Genomic DNA, 22,747 nt, shown 5'->3' with positions numbered 1-22,747 from the left:
TTGCTGTTGCTCTGCTTTTGATCTGGCTTTTGATCTTGATCTCAGGCGCCCCGTTAAACCACGATGGCCGCAGGCAGGTATTGCGCAGTGGGCACCCCGGCATGGATGCCGGGGTAGCCGCGACACGGCCATGGATGGCCGATCGCGGCGGGCCCACGGAGCAATGCCTGACTGCGGGCATGCCGAGCCTAGGCGAGGCACCGAGTGGTGGGGCAAGAGCGCTTTGCTTACTTTGGCGCTCTTCCAAAGTGAGCCGCCGTAAGGGCGGAACCCTAAGTGGCCGTTACCGCAGCAACGGATATGTACACATACCGAAAAGAGAGTTGTGTAGCTAATCATGCCGCAATGGCAGACTGTCAGTCAGCAATTGTACTGACTAGCACTCCGTCATCGCGGGCAAGCCCGCTCCCCCATTAGACCGCATCAAGTCAGCGCAATGCGCGGCGCAGGACCTTGCCCACCGTAGTCTTGGGCAATTCCTCGACGCGAAACTCGACAAACTTCGGCACTTTGTACCCCGTCAGGTATTCCCGGCAATGTGCCAACAGCTGCTCCTGGGTCAGGCTGGGGTCGCGACGCACCACGACAATCTTCACCTTCTCTCCGGTCACCCCATCCTCCACGCCAATCGCCGCCACTTCCGCAACGCCCGGGTGCAACGCCACCACGTCTTCGATTTCATTGGGGTACACGTTGAAACCCGACACCAGGATCATGTCCTTCTTGCGATCCACCAGGCGGATGAAGCCCTGTTCATTCATCACCCCGATATCCCCGGTGGACAGCCAGCCCTCGGCATCCAGCACTTCGGCGGTTTCCTTGGGGCGCTGCCAGTAGCCCTGCATCACCTGCGGGCCGCGCACCTGCAATTCACCCGGTTCACCGATGTCGGCGAGTTCACCGTCCTCGCGGATAAAGCGCACCCAGGTCGATGGCAGTGGCACGCCGATGCTGCCGGTAAATTCCATCTCGCGCATGCGCGAGATGTCGATAGGGCTGATGCTCACCACCGGCGAGCACTCCGTCAGGCCGTAACCCTCGATGATCGGCAGCCCGGTGACTTCCTTCCAGCGCTTGGCCACCGCGGTGTGCGTGGCCATGCCGCCGGCGATGACCAGGCGCAGGTCGGAAAAGTCCCGGGCACGGAACTCTGCGTTCTCCAGCAAGCCGTTGAACAACGTGTTGACCCCGGCAATGCCGTTGAAACGCTCCTTGCGCAGGATCATCTGCACCCGCTTCACGTCCCGTGGGTTGGCGATCAGGATATTGCGCCCGCCCAGGCACATGAACATCAGGCAATTCACGGTCAGGGAAAAGATGTGGTACAGCGGCAACAACGTGACGTTGGTTTCCTGCTGGTTCTGGTCCAGTTGATCGCCCACCCACGCCTTGGCCTGCAACAGGTTGGCGATGATATTGCGGTGGCTGAGCATCACGCCCTTGGCATCGCCGGTGGTGCCGCCGGTGTATTGCAGGAACGCCAGTTCTTCACGCGCCAGCGGCACCGGCGTATGGGTCAGGCCCCGGCCCTGCTTGAGCGTCTGGTTGAAACGCAGCGCACCCGGCAGGTTGTAGGCCGGCACCTGCTTCTGCACTCGGCGCAGGATGAAGTTCATCGCCGCGCCCTTGAAGGTGCCGAGCAGGTCGCCGATGGCCGCAATGACCACGCGCTTGACCGTGCTGCCGGCCACAACTTTTTCCAGGGTGTGCGCGAAGTTCTCGAAGATCACCACGGTCTCGGCGCCGCTGTCCTTGAGCAGGTGCTTGAGTTCGTGGGAGGTGTACAAAGGGTTGACGTTGACCACCACCGCACCGGCAAGGATGGTGCCCAACAGACAGATCGGATACTGCAAGCAGTTGGGCATCATCAACGCCACGCGATCGCCCTTGCGCACGCCCTGGGCCTGCAGCCAGGCGGCAAAGGCGATGCCCTGGGCCTGCCAGGTGGCGTAGGTCATTTCGGTGCCGATGCTGACGTAGGCCACGCGGTCGCGGTATTTGTGCAAATGTTCGAGAAACACCTCGCGCAACGACGGGTAGTCCTCGATGCCGGCGTCGATGTCGCTGGGCACCCCAGGCAGATAAGCGTTCAGCCAGATACGTTCGGTTTGGTCCAGGCTTACAGCGTTCATCGCAGTCTCCTTATTGTTGTTGTACGGCTACTTTTCAATGATGGCGGTAATGCCCAGGCCGCCGGCGGCACAGATGGAAATCAAACCGCGTCCGCCACCGCGCAGGTGAATGGCCTTGGCCAGCGCCGCCAACTGGCGGCCACCGGTGGCGGCAAAGGGATGACCGCAACCGAGCGAGCCGCCATTGACGTTCATCCTGGCGCGGTCGATAGCCCCCAGTGGCGCCTCCAGCCCCAGGCGCTCACGGCAGTAATCGGCATCTTCCCAGGCCTTGAGGGTGCACAGCACCTGGGCGGCGAAGGCTTCGTGGATCTCGAAGAAATCGAAATCGGCAAAACTCAGGTTTTCGCGTGCGAGCATGCGGGGCACGGCGTAAGCCGGGGCCATCAGCAAGCCTTCGCTGCCGTCGACGAAGTTCACCGCGGCGGTCTCGCCGGTACGCAGGTAGGCCAGCACCGGCAGGCCACGAGCGGCGGCCCACTCCTCGCTGGCCAGCAGCACCACCGAGGCGCCATCGGTCAGCGGCGTGGAGTTACCGGCCGTGAGGGTGCCGTTCTGCCGATCGTAGGCCGGGGACAGGCTGGCGAGCTTCTCCAGGCTGGCATCGGCGCGCAGGTTGTTGTCGCGAGACAGGCCGCGATAGGGGCTGATCAGGTCGTCGAAGAAGCCGTTTTTATAGGCCGCGTCGAGGCGCTGGTGGCTGGTCAGGGTCAGTTCGTCCTGGGCCAGGCGCTTGATCTGCCAGCGCTTGGCCATTTCTTCGCAGTGCTCGCCCATGGACAAGCCGGTACGCGGCTCGCCATTACGCGGCAGCAGCGGCTTGAAAAACATCGAGGGGCGCACCTGCAACAGGCTGCGCAACTTGTTGCCGCTGCCCTTGGCGCGGTTGGCCGCCAGCAGCGTGCGGCGCAGGGATTCGTTGATGCCGATGGGCGCGTCTGAGGTGGTATCGGCGCCCCCGGCAACCCCCACGTCAATCTGGCCGAGGGCGATTTTATTGGCCACCAGCAACGCCGCCTCCAAGCCGGTGCCGCACGCTTGCTGCAGGTCGTAGGCCGGGGTCTCGGCGGACAGGGTGGTGGACAGCAGCGACTCGCGGGCCAAGTTGAAGTCCCGCGAGTGCTTGATCACCGCGCCAGCGGCGAACTCGCCCAGGCGCAGGCCGTGGAGGTTGTAGCGGTCCACCAGGCCTTGCAGCGCGGCCACCAGCAAATCCTGGTTGCTGTCGTGGGCGTACACCGTGTTGGAGCGGGCAAACGGAATGCGGTTGCCGCCGACAATCGCCACGCGGCGCGTCGGGGCGGGGCTGAAGCTGTAGTCACTCATGAACGACTCTCATCAAAACGCGAGGTCCAGATAAACAGGCCACGCATATGGGGTTTATCCCCGGCCGGATTGCGCACCTCGAATGCACGACGCGGGCCGTCTGCCGGGGCATTCCACAGGGCGACCTGGCCGGGCAGGAAGATCGGCAACTTGAAATCGCAATGGGCCTCGGCCACGTCCAGCCCGCCTGGGGGTTGCTGGGCGGCCAGGGCGCGGCCCAGGGTCCACATGCCATGGGCGATGGCCCGGCGAAAACCGAACAGCCGCGCGCCGATCAACGAGGTATGGATCGGGTTGAAATCCCCCGACACCTTGGCAAAACGCCGCCCCAGGTCCGCTGGCAACACCCAACGCTGGGTGCGCCGCACGCCCTCTTCGGGCAATGCCAGGCTGTCGCCCCATGGCTCGCCCACCGGGTTGGCGACATCGCGACGCAGGTACAGGCTTTCGCTTTGCCACACCAACTCGCCCGCGCTGTAAGCGTGGGTGGCAATACTCAACGCCTGGCCCTTGGCATGGGCCACCCAGCGCTCGGCAAACACTTCCAGGCGCAGGGCCTGACCTTCCTGCAGGCGTCGATGTTGGCGAATGCGATTGGCCAGATGCACCATGCCGCTGGCCGGGTACGGAAAGCTCGGGCGCGTCAGCAACATCAAGTGCAAGGGGAACGCCAGCACATGGGGGTAGGACAGAGGCACCCCTTGCTCGCGCCGAAAGCCACAGGCCCGGCCATAAGCCGCAATAGCATGGGCGCTCAACTCCACCGCCGAGCGCACCAGGCGCTCCCGGGGCAACGTGGGGGCGCCTTCCAGCCTGGGTTTGCGCATCGCCAACAGGCCGTCCAGCAGCAGGCGATTGCGCGACGGTGGCGGGTCGATAATCTGCGTCACGTCGTCCATGCTCAGGCTCCCAACAGGCTTTGGCCGCACACGCGCACCACCTGGCCGTTGACCCCGCCCGAAGCCGGGTGCGCCAGCCAGGCGATGGTTTCGGCGACGTCGATGGGTTGCCCGCCCTGGGACAGGGAGTTCATGCGCCGCCCCGCTTCGCGAATCATCAGCGGGATTTTCGCGGTCATCTGGGTCTCGATAAACCCCGGCGCCACGCCGTTGACCGTGACCTGCTGCGACGCCGCCACTGGCGCCAGGCCCTGCACCAGGCCAATCACCCCGGCCTTGGAGGTGGCGTAATTGCTTTGCCCCAGGTTGCCGGCGATCCCGGAGATCGACGACACGCACACAATCCGCCCACCGGCCTTGAGCCCCTGCCCTTGCAACAAGGCTTCACTCAACTGCAACGGCGCTTCAAGGTTGACCGCCAGCACACTGCGCCAGGCGGTTTCGGTCATCTTGGCGATGGTCTTGTCGCGGGTGATCCCGGCGTTGTGCACCACCACATCAAACGCGCCATGCTCGGCCACATAGGCCTGCAACTGCTGCTGCGCATCGGCGCCGGTGATGTCCAGCGCCCAGGCCTGGCCGCCGACGCTGCTGACCGCCTGCTCCAGGGAGGGCAGCGCTTGCGGCACATCCACGCACACCACGTGCGCGCCGTCACGCGCCAGCACCTGGGCGATGGCCAGGCCGATGCCACGGGAGGCCCCAGTGACCAGGGCGCGGCGGCCGCTGAAGGGTTTGTCCCAGTTGATGGCGGGGGCGGCATCGACCGGTTTTTCCAGGCGCACCACCTGCCCCGAGACATAGGCCGAACGCCGCGACAGGAAGAAGCGCAGGCTGCTGTCCAGGGACTGCTCGGCACCCGGCGCGACATAGATCAACTGCACGGTGATCGCCCGCCGCAGCTCCTTGGCCAAGGATCGCACCAAGCCCTCCAGGGCTCGCTGGGCGATGGCCTGGGGCAAGTCCTGGCAGTGTTCGGGCGCGGTGCCCAGCACCACCACCCGCGCGTGCGGCCCCAGGCGCCGGGCGTTGGCGTGGAAAAATTCGTAGAGTTCGTCCAGTTGCTTGAGGTCGACCACGGCGCTGGCATCAAACACCGCGCCCTGGACCTTGACCGTGGACGGCGCCTTGAGCGTGGCGGCCTGGGCCGGCACAGTGTCGGTGGCCTTGAAGAGGCGCCGCACTTCGTCCGCCAGGCGCCCTGCCCCAGCGATAATCACCGGGTTGGCCAGGCCCTGCTGGCCGCTGCGGTGACGTTGCAGGGCCAAGGGTTGCGGCAAGCCGATAGCCTGGGCCAGACGACGGCCCCAGGCAGAATTAACAAAAGAAAGGTAGCTGTCGCTCATAAATCAATCCGTTTTCCTGACCTGCAAATCCAACCCCTTGTGGGAGCTGGCTTGCCTGCGATGGCGGTGGATCCGATTGCATCTGTGGCGCAGATACACCGCTATCACAGGCAAGCCCGCTCCCCCGTTGAGCGCGCTCGTTTCTAGTTCACCGGGGCGTTTTCACGTTTTCTGCTGCTGGGTTTGGCCGCTTGCTCCAACGTTTGCTGGCGCTTTTGCAAGGCCTCCAGCAACCCGAAGTCCTGTGGGAAGTCGTCCACCTGGATGCCGTGATCGGCGTATTCCACATAGCGCGCCAGCAAGGCGTCTTCGTCGGCGCTGATCAAATCCAGGGCGCGGGCCTTGATGCGCCAGGCGGTAAAGGCCGTGCTGCTGATCGGCATCGGGCCGAGGGTGCCTTGCTTGACCGCCGCCTTGAGCCGCCCTTCGATCAACTCCACCTGGGGTAGCAGGCGGAACGCCAGTTCGCCATAGGCTAGCTTGTCGACTTCCGGACGCGGGATGTAGGAATTGGCCAGCAAACGGTCGCGGCTTTCGCCCGGGATCTGCACCAGCTCGGCCACCTGGGCCAGCAGGCGGTCGGAGGGTTTGCGCTGGGGAATGCCGAACGGGAAGCTCAAGCCACGCATCACTGCCGCAGCCGGCGTCGAAGGATAATTGTCGAGCACCTCGGCCAGGGCTTCATGGGCCCGCAACAAGGCATCCTGAGCCGACCAATGCACCAACGGCAGGTCGGCCTGGGGCCGGCCATCGTCCTCAAAGCGTTTGAGCACGCAGGACAGGATGTAGAGCTGGGACAGAATATCGCCCAGGCGCCCGGTGAGGCTTTCCTTGCGCTTGAGCGCGCCGCCCAGCACGCCCATGGAAATATCGGAAATCAACGCCAGCACCACCGACAGCCGATTGGCCTGGCGGTAGTAGGACGCCAGCGCCGGATCCGTCTTGGCCGGTACGCCAATCAGCCGTCCGCCTGTCAGGGAATGCACTGCCGCACGTACGGTGTTGGCCAGCACAAAACTCAGGTGACCGAACATGGCGCTGTCGAACTCGAGCAACGCCTGGCGATTATCAGTGTTGCGCGCCGCTTCCATTTCTCGGAACACGTAGGGGTGGCAACGGATCAGGCCCTGACCGTAGATGATCAGGCAGCGGGTCATGATATTCGCGCCTTCCACCGTGATCGCGATGGGGCTTTGTTGATAGGCACGGGCCAGGAAGTTGTTGGGCCCCATGCAGATGCCCTTGCCGGCGACGATGTCCATGCCATCGTTGACGATGATCCGCGCACGCTCGGTGACGTGGTATTTGGCAATTGCCGAGATAACCGAGGGTTTCTCGCCGGCATCCAACGACGCCACCGACACTTTACGTACCGCATCGCAGGCATACAGGTGCCCGGCCATACGTGCCAGGGGCGCCTGCACCCCTTCAAACTTGCCAATCGGCAGGCCGAACTGCTTGCGCATCGCCGCGTAGGCCGTGGTACCGCGTACCGCCACCTTGCCCAGGCCGACGTTAGCCGACGGCAGGGAAATCGCGCGCCCGGCGGCCAGGCATTCCATCAGCATGCGCCAACCGTTGCCCACTTGCTCGCGGCCGCCGATCACCCACTCCAGGGGGATAAACACGTCCTTGCCGGTGGTCGGGCCGTTCTGGAACACCGCATTGAGGGGCCAATGGCGGCGACCACTGTTCACCCCGGGATGGGAAGTGGGGATCAACGCGCAGGTGATGCCCAGCGAACCGGGCTGGCCCAGCAGGCCGTCAGGGTCTTCGGCGCGAAAGGCCAGGCCGAGCACCGTGGCGATGGGGCCGAGGGTGATATAGCGCTTGTCCCAGGTCACGCTGAAGCCCAGCACTTCCTGGCCTTCATGCATGCCCTTGCAGACGATGCCCAGGTCGGGAATCGCCCCGGCGTCGGAGCCGGCATAGGGGCTGGTCAGGGCAAAGCACGGGATGTCTTCGCCACGGGCCAGGCGCGGCAGGTAGTAATTGCGCTGGGCGTCGGTGCCGTAATGCAGCAACAGTTCGGCGGGGCCCAGGGAGTTGGGGACCATCACCGAAATCGCTGCCGCCGAGCAACGGGTCGACAGCTTCATCACCACTTGCGAATGGGCATAGTGGGAGAAGCCTTTGCCGCCATATTGCTTGGGAATGATCATGCCGAGGAAGCCGGCGTCCTTGGTGTACTGCCAGCCTTCGGGCGACAGGTCCTGCCAGACCTGGGTGGTTTCCCAGTCGTTGGCCATGTCGCAGAGGGTTTCTACTTCGTTGTCGAGAAAGGCCTGCTCTTCGGCGCTCAAGCGTGCCGGCGCGGCTTGCAGCAGGCGCGGCCAATTGGGTTTGCCGCTGAACAACTCGGCGTCCCACCACACGGTGCCGGACTCGATAGCCGCGCGTTCAGTGTCGGACATGGCCGGCATGATCGTGCGAAACAGGCCCAGGGCCCTGCTGGTCAACAGTGTGCGACGCAGGGGCTTGATGCTCATCAGCAGCGCCGGTACCACCACCAGCAACGCCGCAACGCTCAGGCCAAACCCTGCAACCACATTGAACAGATAGCCGCCCGCCAACCAGGCCAGGCCAGCACCCAGCCACAGGGTGGCTGCCGCTTGTCGATACGCCAGGGCAGTCGCCACAGCGAGTCCCGCCAATAACCAGATAACCATGGAGATACCTCTACTTATTATTCAGGGCACGGCACGCACAGCAGCAGGTCGGTACGGCCTGCGACTGATCACCACACTACAAACTTGAAAAGCCAAATTCAAATTTTGTTTTGAAAATTTTATTTAATGTCTTTGCGAAATAATTCTCGGCCGAACGCGTCAGCCGAAGTGTTAAAGGGAGAAGGAAATCACCAGGGGTCGCGTGGGCGCCCCACAGGTGGAGCACCGGGTAAACGCAGTAGAAAGATGCGCTGACTACGCGTTTACCCAGGCACTACGCAGATACAACCCCAAGTCAGAAGGCGTAGGTAGCCGACAGGCTGACCACTTCGCCCTTGGCCTCGGATTTGCCATCCAGCGACGCTGCGCCAAGACGGTCAACGTTCTTGGTCTTGAGCTTGACGGTCTCCACAAACTGGCGGGAATACGCGCCGTCGATGCTCAGGCCCGGAATGGCGCGGATGTTGTAGCCAAAGCCCAGGGAAGCGAAGGTGCGATCCCCATCCGGGATACGCGGGTCACGGGTGGAGTTGCGGGTTGGGGTCTGGTCGAAGGCCACACCGGCACGCACGGTAAAGTCATCCGTGAGTTTGTAGTCACCGCCGAACGAATACATCCAGGTGTTCTTGTACTTGTACGGGATCGACACGATGGTGCTGCCATTGGACTTCAAGGTCAGCGCCTCGAAGGAGGACCATTGGGTCCAGGTCACACTGGCGCCCAGGGTCAGGCGGTCAGAGAAGTCGTGTACCCAGTCCAGGGACGCGTTGGCAGGGATATCCAGTTGCGTGGAGGCATTGGCACCGCCCGGATACAGTTTCAGCCCAGGGTAAGCCAACTCGACCAGGGTTTTACCGTCGACCACCGGGGTGGTCATCAGCCCTTCCGAGCCTGGATCGGCGTACATGTTGTACTTGCCCTCCAGCTTGTTCTTGATCTTGGCGTGATAGTTCAAGCCCAGGGTGTCCTGCGCCGTGGGTTTCCAGGTCATCCCCGCAAACCAACCCAGGGAGTTATTGTCGACTTTGACCCGCATCAAGGCGAAGCCCTGGCCGGCCGGGAACGGAATCATCCCGAAGTCCGGCGACTGCGCAGCAGCGGCATACAGATCGACGTTCTGGCTCACAAAGCCTTTGGTGTGCTGGAGAATCGCACCACCACCGATGGAAAACTCATCATTAACCTTGAACGACAGGGAGCCGGTCAGGCCCACGGTTTCGATGCGGGTGTCCACCGCGAAGTCGCGACCTTTCCAATCCTCATCCCAGGTTGTGCGCGCGCCCATCGGCACCACTTGGCTCAAACCAAAGGCAAAACGATCGTTGATCGGGATCACCATGAAGCCAGTGGGTACCCACGCTTCGAAGCCGCCTTGACCGCCATTACCGGTGCGAGGTGTCGATGTTAACTCGCCAGTATTGGGATCATAGACCGTGTTGGACGTCGGATTGCCAGCGTAGTCATACGCCGACCCTTTGTATTTGATGTCGATGTTTGCGTAGTTGATGGTGAACTGCGAAATGGTCTTGTCAATGAAAGCCATGGCAGCAGGGTTGTTGTACGCCGATGACGGGTCGTTCTTGAACATCGACCCCCCACCAAACGCCCGGCCCCAACCAGCAGTGTTTGCGGTTGGCGTCATGAAACCACCCGCCTGAACGGTTCCCGCTGAGGCGATCAGCCCGCCCAACAATGCCAGGCCTAACAACGCCTGGGCCTGCTGCTTCATATTATTCATGCGTCACTCCTTATTGTTTTTATTTGTCACAGCCGGTTGGACCGAACGGCTTTACCTCAACAGATGCCTCTGACGAGGCACCTGTTTTTCACCGGGTGATCAAGCCTATTTCCGAAGTCCCGGCATCAAGGAACAATGGTGACGCCGGTAGCGCCTACGTTCAGTGTCACCACCGTGCAACTGCCGCTAAGCGGCTGGTTGGTCGCAGCAAGAGTGATACTTGGAGACGGAGCTGGGGTTGAGGCCAGCGCTACATCGATAGCCGTAGGGCCGCAGTTGGTTGGAGGGAACGAAGTGATCGTGTAACCAACGTTGTAAGCTTTACCGGCACTTGTGCTGGTGGCTTCCAGCAACCAAGGCAAACCAGTGATATTGGGTAGGTTGCACAGCACGCTTGATCCTGGAGAGATAGTTACTTTGGTGATATCTGCCTTACCATCAGGGCGCACCTTGCCTTCGAATACAGCCTTACATGTTACGGGCTGCTGAAACGACGAAGGTGATTTAACAACAATGCTCCCAGTCGCCCCTGTAGTAAACGTCGCTCCAATTGGACTAAAAGACGCCGCACTGGCCATCGAAGCCACGCCAAAGCACAGAGCAAACGAACTTACACAAACGAGGGTTTTCAAACTTTTCATTATTTTTCCTCACATGTATGGCGAGTCATTTCGCCGGGGTAATGGCCATGATCGAGAGGTCACGGAGAAACAGCAGAACTTCCCTTTCCAGCCAAATTTCAATTCATTTACCGCTACAAATTCGGGGGTTTACTCGACGACTTTGAACGTCGGCGGCATCTTGATCGACACGGTCTTGATCTTGCAGTCTTCGCCAATCGGCACATTGACCGCTTCCAACTTGCCGGTGGCGTTATCCCAGGTGCCTTCGGCAGTGGACGGGCCACACTTGCCGCCCAGGCCAAAGGCGTGTACATCGACGCTGATCTTCGACATGGAGCCGCTCCTGGCATCCTTGGCCACCAATATCCACGGCAGGTTGATGGCTTCGACGCGGCTGCACTTGAGGCCACCGTCGAACTCGACCTTGTCGACATTGACTTGCGAACCATCGGCCGCGACCTTGCCGGCCACCTTGATGGTGCAGTCGGCGCTGATCAGCGCGCCCTTGGAAAAGCTGATGGGGCCCTGGGCAGTGAAGGCGCTGCCGGCGGGTTCGATACGGGCGGCCTGGGCCTGGTGATAGGCAATAAGCCCCAGTGCAGCGAGCACGATATGCGCAGTGAACTTGGCAGGTGTTTGCATGGTGTACGTCCTTCCCTTGATTTTATTTTTGTTAGGGTCAAACAACTTTCTTGCAACTAAGCAGCACTCGAAACCGGCAAACCGTGGGCGATGAAAACCTGCGCGATACACAGATCCCGAGTGCGCCCTACAACAGTTAATTCACATTAGAAGGTGCTGGTCTTGCCGTACTTCTCCAGTATCTTCAAGCGTTTGGATGGCTGGATATTGGCCAGGGTGACATCCCCCGAATAATGCCGTAGTACCCGGTGATCCATACGCCGGCGCCATAAGTAAGGGATATAGGCCCAGACAATCATACTGGCGTAGCCATACGGCAGTTGCGGCGATTCATCAAAGTGGCGCAACGACTGATAACTGCGAGTCGGGTTGGCGTGATGATCAGAGTGGCGCTGCAACTGGAACAGAAAGATATTGGTGACAATACGGTTACTGTTCCACGAGTGGCGCGGCGAACACCGTTCATAACGGCCGTTAGGCAACTTCTGGCGTTTAAGCCCGTAGTGCTCGACATAGTTCACCACTTCCAGCAACGAGAAGCCGTAGATGCCCTGGATCAACAGGAAGGGAATCACCGCCATGCCCAGCCAGGCGATCATCGCGCCCCACAACACCACGCTGTACATCCAGGCGCTGAGTACGCCGTTCTTCCAGTGCCACGCCGGCAGGCCGAGCTTGCGCAAGCGTTCGCGCTCCAGGTTCCAGGCCGAGCGCGCACTGAACCACACCGAGCGCGGCAGGAAGGCCCAGAAGCTCTCCCCCAGTCGCGAGCTGGCCGGATCTTCCGGGGTGGCAACGCGTACGTGATGGCCACGGTTGTGTTCGGTGTAGAAGTGCCCGTAGAAGGTCGGCGCCAGGGTGATCTTCGCCAGCACAATCTCCAGCAGGCGCGGCTTGTGCCCCAGTTCATGGGCGGTGTTGATCGCGATACCGGTGGCAGCGCCGGTGGACATGGCCATGCCCAGGTAGGTAAACCCACTGACCTCACCGTGCAACTGCACCCGGGCCGTCAGGAAGCTGGCGGTTTGCGCCATCCAGCTCGAAGGATCGAGGGAGGCGGTGAGTTGCAGCAGCCCGCCGCTGATCATCCAGTCGATGCCGCTGACGGCCAGCCAACCGGTGATCACCACCGAGGAAATAACGAACAGCACCCCGGTGTAGACGATCCAGCGGTAGTACTTCTGCGATTCAAGGCCGCTGACAGCGGATTCCGGTGGGTTGCTGACGTCTTCGCCGAGCAGGCCGTCGATCAGCGGGATCAGGCCGAAAATCACCAGTACACCGACCCACCACAGTTGTTGTACGCCGGTAGTGATGGCCAGGGCGCCGGACAGCAGCGGGGTCGCCAGAGGCATGATGCCGAGCCACCACAGGTGGCGCTTGCCGTCGGTCCAGACGTGGGGGGCGGCCAGGGTCTGATTCATGGCAACCTCCGGGCGCACTGCGCGGCAGAGAGTGAGAGCGAAGCAAAAGAGGCAGAAAAGCGGTTCAGGCGGCACTGAAGGCCACTTGAAACAAACCATGCGATAAAAGGCGTTTTTTTCATTATTTTATTCGCTCTTAGGCATTTCAAAAATCATTTCAAAATAAATATTGAAATATTTTTTTAAATAAATAGCGCGGAATCGATAGGTCGTCAACTACTTTTTCGGGGCCTTTTTTACGTGACCGGCCAGTCTCTTTTTCATCCGTTCGGTCAGGTGTCTAGGGCAAGCGTTAGCGACTTTCGACCACGCCGTGGGGTTCACGATTATTTACTCGCCAGCGCAAACGGCGGGTGCAACACCGTGGCGCTTGCCACCGGCTTGCTGCGCTTGGCCACCTGCTCGACCAGTGCCGCCACGCGCTCGGTGGCGGTGATTGGCAGCATATGGCCACGGCCTTCGACCAGCTGCAGCTTCAGCCCTGGCACCTTGTCTGCCAGGGCCTGGCCGTGCTTGCGAAAGTCCAGCACCTTGTCCCGCGAGCCATAGATCAGGCCGATGGGCAGGCGCAGTTGCGGGTAGCGTTTGACCATCTCGGGCAGGTAATCGTTGACCAGACTGATTTCGGTGGAAGCGGCATAGAAGTTATCGGGGCGCATCCCCAGCAGGCCGCCGCCACGGGTGGCGAAGTCGGCCGGCGCCGGGTCGGGAGCGAACACGCCCTTGACCACCGCACCACTGGTGAGCATGCCGATGGGCACCGTCAGCGTGCGCGACACCCAGCGCCGCAGCCAGGCCGGGCGCACCGCCAACGACAGAAACACCAGGGGGAGCATGCGCTGGGGATGGGTCAGGGGTGCCACCAGCACCAACCCGGACACCGCATGGGGATGGTCCAGGGCCAGGGCCAGGGAGATCGCCCCGCCCAGGGAATGCCCCAGCACCAGGGGCTGGCCCAGGTCCAGGGTCTGGATAAAGGTCGCCACTTGCCGGGCCTGGCTTGGCAGGTCGGCACCGGTGCCTTTGCGGCGGGTGGAATAGCCTGAGCCGGGTCGGTCCAGGGTGATCACCCGAAAGTGCTCGCGCAGTTGTGCGGCCAAGGCATAGGTCAGGTTACGACTGCTGCCCATCAGGCCGTGGATCATCACCAGCGGCGGGCCCTTGCCCTCGTCTACATAATGAAAGCGCTCGCCATCCACTTCCAGAAAGCGCCCGTTACTTGGAACAGCCGCTTCGATACGGCGCGTCATCCAGGCACTCAAGCCCCATAACGCCGCACTGGCAGCCATAAACACACCCGCAGCGACAACCCATTCGACAGCCATAGCTCGGTCCTCTGCTTCCCTGCTGCTGGCGATCTGACCGGTATTGGTCAAGACCTCAGCCATCGTCCACACCCTGGACTTCAACTGCGCGCGTCAAGCGTTCGTCCGTCGGACAAATCGCACATAAAGGACAAGGGTCTAGCGTAGACGACATTTTCAGGTAGATTATTTAAAATCTTTTTTAAAATAATAAATACAATTTTTCTTTGCAATGGTGTTCTATCTAAAAGCCAAAACAAAAAAGGAGCACATCCGATGTCAACACCCGTAAGGCGCCCACAGCCCACGAGGGACACCCTATGAATGCCTCTACCCAGCCAAGCGGCACGGCAGATTGCGTCGATATCGCAATCATTGGCTCAGGCTTCGCCGGCCTGTGCATGGCGATCAAACTCAAGCAAGCCGGGCTCGACGACTTCTTTATTGCCGAACAGGCCGACTCCCTGGGCGGCACCTGGCGCGACAACCACTACCCGGGCTGCGCCTGTGATGTGCAATCCCACGTCTATTCGTTTTCCTTTGCGCCCAACCCCGACTGGACCCGCCAGTTCGCCCCCCAGGCGGAAATCCGTGCCTACCTGGAACATTGCGCACAGCGCTTTGAGTTGGCGCCGTACCTGCGTTTTGGCATGGGCCTGCAACAGGCGGTGTTCGACGAGCAACTGCAACGCTGGCAATTGCAGTTCAGCAATGGCCGCCGCGTCAGTGCACGGGTACTGGTGTCGGGGATGGGGGGACTGTCCCGCCCGGCACTGCCGGATATTCCGGGGTTGGACAGTTTCAAGGGCAAGCGCTTTCACTCCCAGCACTGGGACCACGACTATTCACTCAAGGGCAAGCGTGTGGCGGTGATTGGCACCGGCGCCAGTGCGATCCAGTTCGTGCCGCGTATCGCCCCCCAAGTGGCGCACCTGGACCTGTTCCAGCGCACCCCGCCGTGGATCATGCCCAAGCCGGACCGCCCCATTTCAGGTTTTGAGCGCTGGGTGTTCAAGCATCTGCCATTCACCCAGCGCCTGGTGCGCGGGGCTTTCTACTGGGCCCTGGAAGGTCGGGTGGTGGGCTTTGCGCTGCACCCGCGCCTGATGAAAGTGGTGCAGAAAATCGCCGTGCGCCATCTGCACAAACAAGTGGCGCGCCCTTCCCTGCGCAAAGTCCTGCGGCCGGACTACACCATCGGCTGCAAGCGCGTACTGATCTCCAACGACTACTACCCAGCGCTGTCACGCAGCAATGTCGCAGTGGTCACCGACGCTGTACTGCGAATCGAGGCCGACGGGGTCGTCACCGCCGATGGCATCAAGCACCCGGCGGACTGCCTGATCTTCGGCACCGGGTTCCAGGCTACCGATCCCCTGCCCCGCGACTGCATCATCGGGCGCGGCGGCATTGACCTGATGGAGGCCTGGCGCGATGGCGCCCATGCGTACAAGGGCACCACCGTGCCGGGCTATCCGAACCTGTTCCTGATCGTCGGGCCCAACACCGGGCTGGGCCACAACTCGATGATTCTGATGATCGAGGCACAGGTCACCTACATCCTCGATGCCCTGCAACAGATGCGCCGCCAGCAAATCGCCACGGTCGAGGTCAAGCCAGCCGTGGAAAGCGCCTACAACCAGCAAATCCAGGCAAAACTCCAGCGCACTATCTGGAACACCGGCGGCTGCCGCAGTTGGTACCTCGACCCACGCACCGGCAAAAATACGACGTTGTGGCCCGGCTCGACCTGGCGCTTCAAACAGGTCACCCGCCAGTTCGCCCTGCGCGATTATCAGGTCACGCCACTATTGACCGGCGCCACACCGCGCCCCGTTGCGCCACCCCATGCCACCGCAGAAGGAAGCCTGTCATGAAGTCATTCAATGGCCGCGTGGCGGCCATCACCGGTGCCGCGTCCGGTATGGGCCGCGCCTTGGCCCTGGCCCTGGCGCGCGAGGGTTGTCACCTGGCCCTGGCGGACAAGAACCAGACCGGCCTGCAACAAACCGTGGAGCTGATCCAGCGCAGCAGCCTGGCGCCGATCCGCGTGACGTCAAGGGAGGTGGATGTTGCCGACCGCCAGGCCATGGAGGATTGGGCCGCCAGTTGCGCGGCAGAACACGGCCAGGTGAATTTGATTTTCAACAATGCCGGGGTGGCCCTGTCGAGCACCGTGGAAGGTGTGGACTACGCCGACCTGGAGTGGATCGTCGGCATTAATTTCTGGGGCGTGGTCTACGGCACCAAGGCCTTTCTGCCCTACCTCAAGGCCAGCGGCGAGGGGCATGTGGTCAACACCTCCAGCGTGTTCGGCCTGTTCGCCCAGCCCGGCATGAGCGGCTACAACGCCACCAAGTTCGCGGTGCGCGGCTTTACCGAGTCCCTGCGCCAGGAGCTGGATTTGCAACGCAGCGGCGTCTCGGCCACCTGCGTGCATCCCGGTGGGATCCGCACCGACATCTGCCGCAGCAGCCGGATCGACGCGAACATGACCGGGTTCCTGATCCACAGCGAACAACAGGCCCGCGCCGACTTCGAAAAACTGTTTATCACCGACGCCGACCAGGCCGCCAAGGTCATCCTGCAGGGCGTGCGCAAGAACAAGCGCCGCGTGCTGATCGGCCGCGACGCCTACGCCCTGGACCTGCTCGCGCGCTGGCTGCCGGCGGCCTATCAAGGGCTGGTGGTGTTCGCCAGCCGGCGCATGGCACCGAAACAGCGCAAGGCCCTGCCACCCTCCCCCCTCTCTGAACAGGAGTCGCCATAATGCTGCCCATTCGCCGCGACCTGCGTTTTACCCTGCCTGCCGAACGCATCAAGGACTGGCACGAGCAAGGCCCGTTCATCACGCACTTTTTCAATGCCCTGTCGTTGCTGTTTCCCCAGGGCGAATTGTTCTTCATGGACAGCGTGCGCCACTATCGCCAGCGCATCGACGACCCGGCGTTGAAAAAGGAGATCCAGGGTTTTATCGGCCAGGAGGCCATGCACAGCCGCGAGCACGTGGCCTACAACGAGCTGCTGCAAGCCGCCGGGCTGCCGGCCCACCTGCTGGACCGCCGCTTGAAATTTATGCTCGACCTGCAAAAGAAGCACTTGCCGCCGTCCTTCAACCTGGCGGTGACCATCGCCCTGGAACACTACACGGCGATGCTCGCGGAAATCCTGCTCAGCGACCCCACGCGTTTTGGTGATTCGCTCAAAGGCTACCAACAGATGTGGTACTGGCACGCCCTCGAAGAAACCGAGCACAAGGCCGTGGCCTTTGATGTGTGGAACAGCGTGATCAAACCAGGGCCCAAGCGCTATCTGCTGCGCACCGGGACCATGCTGTTCACCACGGTGTTTTTCTGGCTGGTGGTGTTTGATTTCCACCTGCGCCTGCTGATCGCCGACCGCCGCGCGGGCGGGCATCTGAAAGGTTTCTGGCGGATGCTGAAGTTTCTCTACGGGCCCAAGGGCGTGTTCCCGCGCATGGCGCGGCCGTGGCTGCATTATTTCAAGCCAGGGTTTCATCCGTGGGATCACGACAACCGGGCACGCTTGGAGGGGATTGATAAGCTGGTGGAAGAGATTGAGCGCACCAACGGCGCGGCAGGCGCCTATACCTGAGCCGTAGTGAGGGGGGCTGTGGCGAGGGGGCTTGTCCCCTCGCCACAAGGGTGGATTCGGTGGTCAGACCGTGCGGGAAAACTGCCCCTTCTGCTGCCCACCCAGGTACGCATCAAACGCCATCGCCACGCTGCGCACCATCAGTTGCCCCTGGGGTAGCAACTGCACCCCACCGTCCTCGACATGCAGCAAACCATCCGCCACTTGCTCATCCAACTGTGACAACGCCTGGGCAAAGTATTCGGTAAAGCGGATCGCATGCCCCGCCTCGACCCCGGCAAAGTCAATGCGCCCATGGCACATCAGGCCGTTGATCACATCCCGGCGCAACACGTCATCGGCGTTCAGGCGGTAGCCGCGCTGCACCGGCAACAACCCGGCGTCGATCCGCGCGTAGTACTGGGACAACTCCTTGACGCTCTGGCTGTAGCTGTCGCCCACCTTGCCGATGGCCGACACGCCCAGCCCGATCAGGTCGCAATCGGCATGGGTCGAGTAGCCCTGGAAATTGCGCTGCAAGGTGCCATTGGCCCGGGCCAGGGCCAGTTCGTCGTCGGGCAAGGCAAAGTGGTCCATGCCGATGTACACATAACCCGCTTCGGTCAGCCGGCGAATGGTCAACTCCAGCAGCTCCAGCTTGCGCTCCGGCGGTGGCATGTCTTCGGGGCGGATCATGCGCTGGGCGCGGATTTGCGTGGGCAAATGCGCGTAGCTGTAGGCCGCCACACGGTCCGGGCGCAGGGCAATCAGCTTGCCCAGGGTCACGTCGAAACTGGCCACGGTCTGCAATGGCAGGCCGTAGATCAGGTCCACGCTGATGGACTTGAAGCGTGCCTGCCGGGCGGCCGCGACCAACTGCACAATCTGCTCTTCGCTCTGCACGCGATTGACCGCCGCCTGCACATCGGCATCAAAGTCCTGCACACCAAAACTCAGGCGATTGAAGCCCAGCCCGCGCAGGTTATGGATGCGTTCCACGCTGATGGTGCGCGGGTCGACCTCAATGGAAAACTCATGGTTGTCGCTGGTATCCAGGCTGAAGCCCTGCGCCAGGCTTGCCATCAACTCGGCCAGTTGCGCATCGTCCAGATAGGTCGGCGTACCGCCCCCCAGATGCAACTGGGTCAGGGGCCGCGTGCGGTCGAACAGCGCGGCCTGCATCTGGATTTCGCGCTTGAGGTAGCTCAGGTACTCCACGGCGCGATGGGGCTTGCGCGTGATGATCTTGTGGCAACCGCAGTAGTAACAAAGGCTCTGGCAGAACGGTATATGGATGTATACCGACAACGCCTTGGGGGCCGCCCCCTGGTTGCTGGCCGCTACTGCCTGCCGGTAGTCATCCAGGGCAAACGCCGAATGAAACTGCGGCGCCGTCGGGTACGAGGTGTAGCGCGGCCCCGGGCGGTCGTATTTCTGCACCAGGGCCCGGTTGAACTCAAACGCTTTCATGGTCGATGGTCTCATCGTTGGAGCAAGGGGGAACCGCGCTGCCTGCCCGGTCAAACAGCGCGCAGAGGGCTTCGACCCGCTGCCGGCCCGCAGGCAGCACACAGAGGAAGCGCTCGGACAAGTCGATCAGGCCGTCCTGGTGCAGGTGCTCCAGCAGCGGCCAGATCGCCGAAAAATAGCGAGAAAAAATCACACCATAACGGCGCTCCAGCGCCTGGATATCCAACTCCAGGTCACAGGCCAGGCGCTCCATGACATGCTGACGGATCTGATCGCCCGCCTCGCAGCGCCAGCCGCGGGCGGTGGGCAACAGGTCGCTGTCCAACTGCTGACGATAGCGCGCCAGGTCGTCGGTGTTTTGCGCATACAGGTTGTCGAGCTGGCTGATGGCGCCCAGGCCAAAGCCGATATGGTCGCAGTAACCGTGACGAGTAAAGCCCTGGCAATTGCGGCTCAGGCGTCCGTGTTCCTGGGCCAGCGCCAGGTCATCGTCAGGGCGTACGAACTGGCCCAGGCCAATGTAGTGATAACCGGCAGCTTCCAGGTGCTGGAAGGCGATCGCGCGCATCGCGCACTTGTCGGCATTCGACGACAGCGCCCGCGCCCGTTGCTGCTGGTAGCGCCGGGGGGCCTGGGCATAGTCGAACACTTGCAGGCGGTCCGGCTCGAGGGCGATCAGGCTGGCCAGCTTGGCTGCAAAGCTGTCGCAGGTCTGCCAGGCGTGGCCATACCCGAGGTCGACATTCACCGAGCTAAAACCCAGGGTGCGCGCCGCGTCGATCAGCGACTGGATGGGCGCCGGGTCTTGATAGCCGGCCACCGAAGGTGTGACGTCGCTACTGGCATCCGACACGCCGATATTGATGTGATTGAAGCCCAGTTCACGCAGGCGGCCCATGGTCGCCCAGTCGGTGTGCAGCGGGTCGAGGTCGAGGCTGTAGTCACCCTGGTCATGCTCGAGAAAATGCAGGCGACTGCGCAGGTGCGCCATCAACCGCTGCAGGTCGGCCATCGCCGGGGTAGCGCCGCCCAGATGGAATTGATCCACCGGCTGGCGCCCACCCACGTGGCAACCGACCAGGTGGATTTCCTGCTCCAGCGCGTCCAGGTAGTCATCGGCCACCAGGCCCGCCGGCCATTGCAGGTTCAGCGCCAAGGGGCGTTGGCGCTGGCGACTGCTGCGCATGGCGCGCAACAGGTCGAGGGAGCCGATCCCCGTATGAAATTTGCCGATGTCGACCTGGCCCTGGTCCAGCACGCTTTGGTCACGGCGCAGGCGCCACTCGCGGGCGGGATGAATGACAGTGAGCATGACGGCCTCCGGGTCTGGCTACGGTGGGTCATTGTGCGGTGCGACCGGACAGCGCACCTTGATATGCATCAAGGCCAGGGAATACGAGGGGGGTTACCAGGTGATGTAGAACATGCTTTTGGCCAGCAACACAATGGCGACCATATGGCAGAACAGGCTCAGATGAACGAAGCGCAAATAGGCCGCGCTGACCCGCCCACGCCGCATCAGCCACACCGTCAGCAAAAAATGCATCAGCACACTGGCGGCGAGGATCAACTTGAGGGTCAGCAAGGCGCCGAATGCCGAACTCGATGGCGCCGCCAGCACCGGCAGATAGCGCAACCAGACCATGCCGATACCCGCGCCGAACAGCACCAGCAGCACCCATGGCATCAAGGCCCTGGCACGGTTGCCGATGCCCTGCTCCACCAGCAGCATGACGCGGGCCGGCAGTTGCTTGTGCACGCTGGCGAGGATCAGTACTTCAAAGAACACCGTGCCGATAAACATCAGCGCCGCGAACAGATGGGCCAGCAGAAACAGGAGATAGAGCATCAGCGCCTCACAGTGGGCCGGTCCGTATGGCGTGACTGTGCCCCAGGCCGGGGGGACGCTGCCTTGATGCGGGTCAAGGGCCCTGATAATCGTTGAAACATTTGTCCAAAGCCTTGTACGCCGGGCGTTTCAAGGCGTCTGCGACAGTGTGCCACAGACGCAATCGCCCCCTTGGCTGGTAAGGTGGCGACCGCCCCTGTGGCAGAACGTCGCAGATTATCAAGCGTGATCAACACCGGTAGACTACCCACCCTGCTTGTTCACCGCTTTTCAAAGCCTGACTGACCTGTTATGCGCAGCCGTCAGGCGCTTCACGGGACGCCCACTTCATGAATACGTTACTCACCCGCCGCAAGGTCCTCACCGGTATGGGCCTGCTGGGCCTGGGCCTGCTGAGCGGCTGTGACACCGGCCCCAAGCTGAATTTCAAGTACGGCAAGGATCTGAGCAACAAGATCATGGGCCGCACGTTCAAGCTCAAGAATACCGCCGGCGAAACCGTGACCCTGACTTCGTTTCGCGGCTTGATGCCGGTGGTGTTCTTCGGGTTCACCCAGTGCCCGGCCGTGTGCCCCACCACCCTGGCGCGCATGGCCCAGGCCAAGAAGCTGATGGGCCGCGACGGCGAAATCACGCAGGTGATCTTTATCACCCTGGACCCGGAACGCGATACGCCCGAAGTGCTCGACGCCTACGTCAAGGCCTTCGACCCCAGCTTCGAAGCGCTCTACGGCACGCCGGAAGAAATCGCCGTGGCCGCCAAGGAGTTCGGGATCTTTTATGAAAAGATCCCCGCAGGCGACACCTACACCCTGTCCCACACCGCCACCAGTTTTGTGTTCGACACCCGCAGCAACCTGCGCCTGGGCCTGTCGGCATCCCTTAACGCCAAAGAGTGCGCAGAAGACCTGCTCACCGTCATGGAGGTCTGCTAATGACTGCTGTCCACACCCTCAAGCGCATCGCCCTCGGCCTTTCCCTGCTGGGCCTCGCCGCCCACGCCAGCGCCCAGGTCCAGGTCAGCGATGCCTGGGCTCGCGCCACCGTACCGGGGCAGCATTCGAGCGGGGCATTCATGACCCTCACCGCCGACAGCGACAGCAAGCTGCTGAGCGTCAAGTCGCCGGTGGCCAAGGAAGTGCAGATTCATGAGATGAGCATGAAAGACGACGTCATGCGCATGGGCCCGGTGGATGCCGTGGCACTGCCGGCCGGCCAGGCGGTGAAGCTTGATCCCGAGGGTTATCACGTGATGCTGATGGGCCTGACGGGCCAGATCAAGGAAGGCGACCAGGTGCCGCTGACCCTGACGGTGGAAGATGCCAAGGGTGACAAGCAGACCCTCGAAATCCAGGCGCCGGCCCGCAGCCTGGGCAGTGCTGGTGGTCATCATATGAACCATTGATCCTGAGGGTGGGAGCTGGCTTGCTCGCGGTGGCCATAAGTATTCTCTTCTGGGTATGTGTACATATCCGTTGCTGCGGTTATGGCGGCTATTGGTTCCGCCCTTACGGCGGGTCACTTTTGGAAAAGAGCCCCAAAAGTAACCAAAAGGGCTCTTGCCCCACCACTCGGCACCTCGCCTAGGCTCGGTGTGCCCGTCATCCGACATTGATTTGGGGGGCCGCCGCGATGGGCCATCGATGGCCCAGCGCGGCTAACCCGGCGTCCTGCCGGGTTACCCCCCAAATCAAAATCGGATGACGGCCAGCGTGGTTTAACGGGGCGCCT

The 22,747-nt window shown here is 62.0% G+C and carries 18 protein-coding genes; 5 read left to right on the top strand and 13 right to left on the bottom strand.

Features of this window, described 5'->3' with window-relative positions:
- Window positions 1-428 precede the first annotated feature (428 nt).
- The 10 genes from HBR94_RS27575 to HBR94_RS27530 form a co-directional block, all read right to left on the bottom strand.
- The gene (locus HBR94_RS27575; protein ID WP_057438654.1) at window positions 429-2,132 is read right to left on the bottom strand and encodes an AMP-binding protein; all 1,704 of its coding nucleotides are present in this window, start codon (window positions 2,130-2,132) and stop codon (window positions 429-431) included.
- 27 nt (window positions 2,133-2,159) lie between these two features.
- A complete protein-coding gene (locus HBR94_RS27570; RefSeq protein WP_076964902.1) occupies window positions 2,160-3,458 on the bottom strand; it encodes an acetyl-CoA C-acetyltransferase in 1,299 nt (432 codons plus the stop codon).
- Window positions 3,455-4,357, bottom strand: coding sequence for a MaoC/PaaZ C-terminal domain-containing protein (locus HBR94_RS27565; RefSeq protein ID WP_057438655.1), 903 nt, complete (start codon window positions 4,355-4,357; stop codon window positions 3,455-3,457). The genes HBR94_RS27570 and HBR94_RS27565 overlap by 4 nt, the downstream gene beginning before the upstream one ends.
- 2 nt (window positions 4,358-4,359) lie before the next feature.
- Window positions 4,360-5,703, bottom strand: coding sequence for a 3-oxoacyl-ACP reductase (locus tag HBR94_RS27560; protein WP_170045864.1), 1,344 nt, complete (start codon window positions 5,701-5,703; stop codon window positions 4,360-4,362).
- A 143-nt stretch (window positions 5,704-5,846) separates the two neighbouring features.
- Window positions 5,847-8,372 (bottom strand): acyl-CoA dehydrogenase, encoded by a 2,526-nt coding sequence (locus HBR94_RS27555; protein ID WP_170045863.1) that lies wholly within the window; start codon window positions 8,370-8,372, stop codon window positions 5,847-5,849.
- A gap of 295 nt (window positions 8,373-8,667) precedes the next feature.
- A complete protein-coding gene (locus HBR94_RS27550; protein ID WP_057959848.1) occupies window positions 8,668-10,110 on the bottom strand; it encodes an outer membrane protein transport protein in 1,443 nt (480 codons plus the stop codon).
- Window positions 10,111-10,235: 125 nt separating this feature from the next.
- The gene (praB, locus tag HBR94_RS27545) at window positions 10,236-10,751 is read right to left on the bottom strand and encodes an alkane oxidation protein activator PraB (RefSeq protein ID WP_143110369.1); all 516 of its coding nucleotides are present in this window, start codon (window positions 10,749-10,751) and stop codon (window positions 10,236-10,238) included.
- Window positions 10,752-10,880: 129 nt separating this feature from the next.
- Entirely contained in the window at window positions 10,881-11,375 is a 495-nt protein-coding gene (gene praA / locus HBR94_RS27540; protein ID WP_057959849.1) for an alkane oxidation protein activator PraA, read from the bottom strand.
- A 146-nt stretch (window positions 11,376-11,521) separates the two neighbouring features.
- Window positions 11,522-12,799, bottom strand: a complete 1,278-nt coding sequence (locus tag HBR94_RS27535; RefSeq protein WP_057959850.1) for an alkane 1-monooxygenase — start codon at window positions 12,797-12,799, stop codon at window positions 11,522-11,524.
- A 326-nt stretch (window positions 12,800-13,125) separates the two neighbouring features.
- A complete protein-coding gene (locus HBR94_RS27530) occupies window positions 13,126-14,124 on the bottom strand; it encodes an alpha/beta hydrolase (protein ID WP_057959851.1) in 999 nt (332 codons plus the stop codon).
- Between the two features lie 299 nt (window positions 14,125-14,423).
- Between HBR94_RS27530 and HBR94_RS27525 the strand changes: the two genes are divergently transcribed.
- The 3 genes from HBR94_RS27525 to HBR94_RS27515 are packed head-to-tail and all read left to right on the top strand — an operon-like array spanning window position 14,424 to window position 17,718.
- On the top strand, window positions 14,424-15,980 hold the full coding sequence (locus HBR94_RS27525; RefSeq protein ID WP_170045861.1) for an NAD(P)/FAD-dependent oxidoreductase: 1,557 nt from the start codon (window positions 14,424-14,426) through the stop codon (window positions 15,978-15,980).
- Complete coding sequence (locus tag HBR94_RS27520) at window positions 15,977-16,873, top strand: SDR family NAD(P)-dependent oxidoreductase (protein ID WP_120732595.1); 897 nt, start codon at window positions 15,977-15,979, stop codon at window positions 16,871-16,873. The genes HBR94_RS27525 and HBR94_RS27520 overlap by 4 nt, the downstream gene beginning before the upstream one ends.
- Window positions 16,873-17,718, top strand: a complete 846-nt coding sequence (locus HBR94_RS27515; RefSeq protein WP_057959854.1) for a metal-dependent hydrolase — start codon at window positions 16,873-16,875, stop codon at window positions 17,716-17,718. Before HBR94_RS27520 ends, HBR94_RS27515 begins: the two co-directional genes overlap by 1 nt.
- A 63-nt stretch (window positions 17,719-17,781) precedes the next feature.
- Here HBR94_RS27515 and hemN read toward each other — a convergent pair whose 3' ends face one another.
- The 3 genes from hemN to HBR94_RS27500 form a co-directional block, all read right to left on the bottom strand.
- A complete protein-coding gene (hemN, locus tag HBR94_RS27510) occupies window positions 17,782-19,167 on the bottom strand; it encodes an oxygen-independent coproporphyrinogen III oxidase (RefSeq protein ID WP_262383436.1) in 1,386 nt (461 codons plus the stop codon).
- Window positions 19,154-20,479 carry a coproporphyrinogen III oxidase gene (locus HBR94_RS27505; RefSeq protein WP_170045859.1) on the bottom strand — a complete coding sequence of 442 codons (1,326 nt, stop codon included), beginning with the start codon at window positions 20,477-20,479 and terminating at the stop codon, window positions 19,154-19,156. Before HBR94_RS27505 ends, hemN begins: the two co-directional genes overlap by 14 nt.
- A 93-nt stretch (window positions 20,480-20,572) precedes the next feature.
- Window positions 20,573-21,016: a hypothetical protein gene (locus HBR94_RS27500; RefSeq protein ID WP_057959857.1), complete on the bottom strand. Its 444-nt coding sequence runs from the start codon at window positions 21,014-21,016 to the stop codon at window positions 20,573-20,575.
- 329 nt (window positions 21,017-21,345) lie between these two features.
- On the opposite strand from HBR94_RS27500, the gene HBR94_RS27495 reads away from it, so the two are divergent.
- Window positions 21,346-21,951 carry an SCO family protein gene (locus HBR94_RS27495; RefSeq protein ID WP_170045858.1) on the top strand — a complete coding sequence of 202 codons (606 nt, stop codon included), beginning with the start codon at window positions 21,346-21,348 and terminating at the stop codon, window positions 21,949-21,951.
- Complete coding sequence (locus HBR94_RS27490) at window positions 21,951-22,421, top strand: copper chaperone PCu(A)C (protein ID WP_057438666.1); 471 nt, start codon at window positions 21,951-21,953, stop codon at window positions 22,419-22,421. Before HBR94_RS27495 ends, HBR94_RS27490 begins: the two co-directional genes overlap by 1 nt.
- The last annotated feature ends 326 nt before the right edge of the window (window positions 22,422-22,747 follow it).

Source organism: Pseudomonas sp. WS 5412 (assembly GCF_012985615.1).
GTDB classification, from domain to species: domain Bacteria; phylum Pseudomonadota; class Gammaproteobacteria; order Pseudomonadales; family Pseudomonadaceae; genus Aquipseudomonas; species Aquipseudomonas shahriarae.
This window is presented reverse-complemented; position numbering and strand designations above follow the sequence as displayed.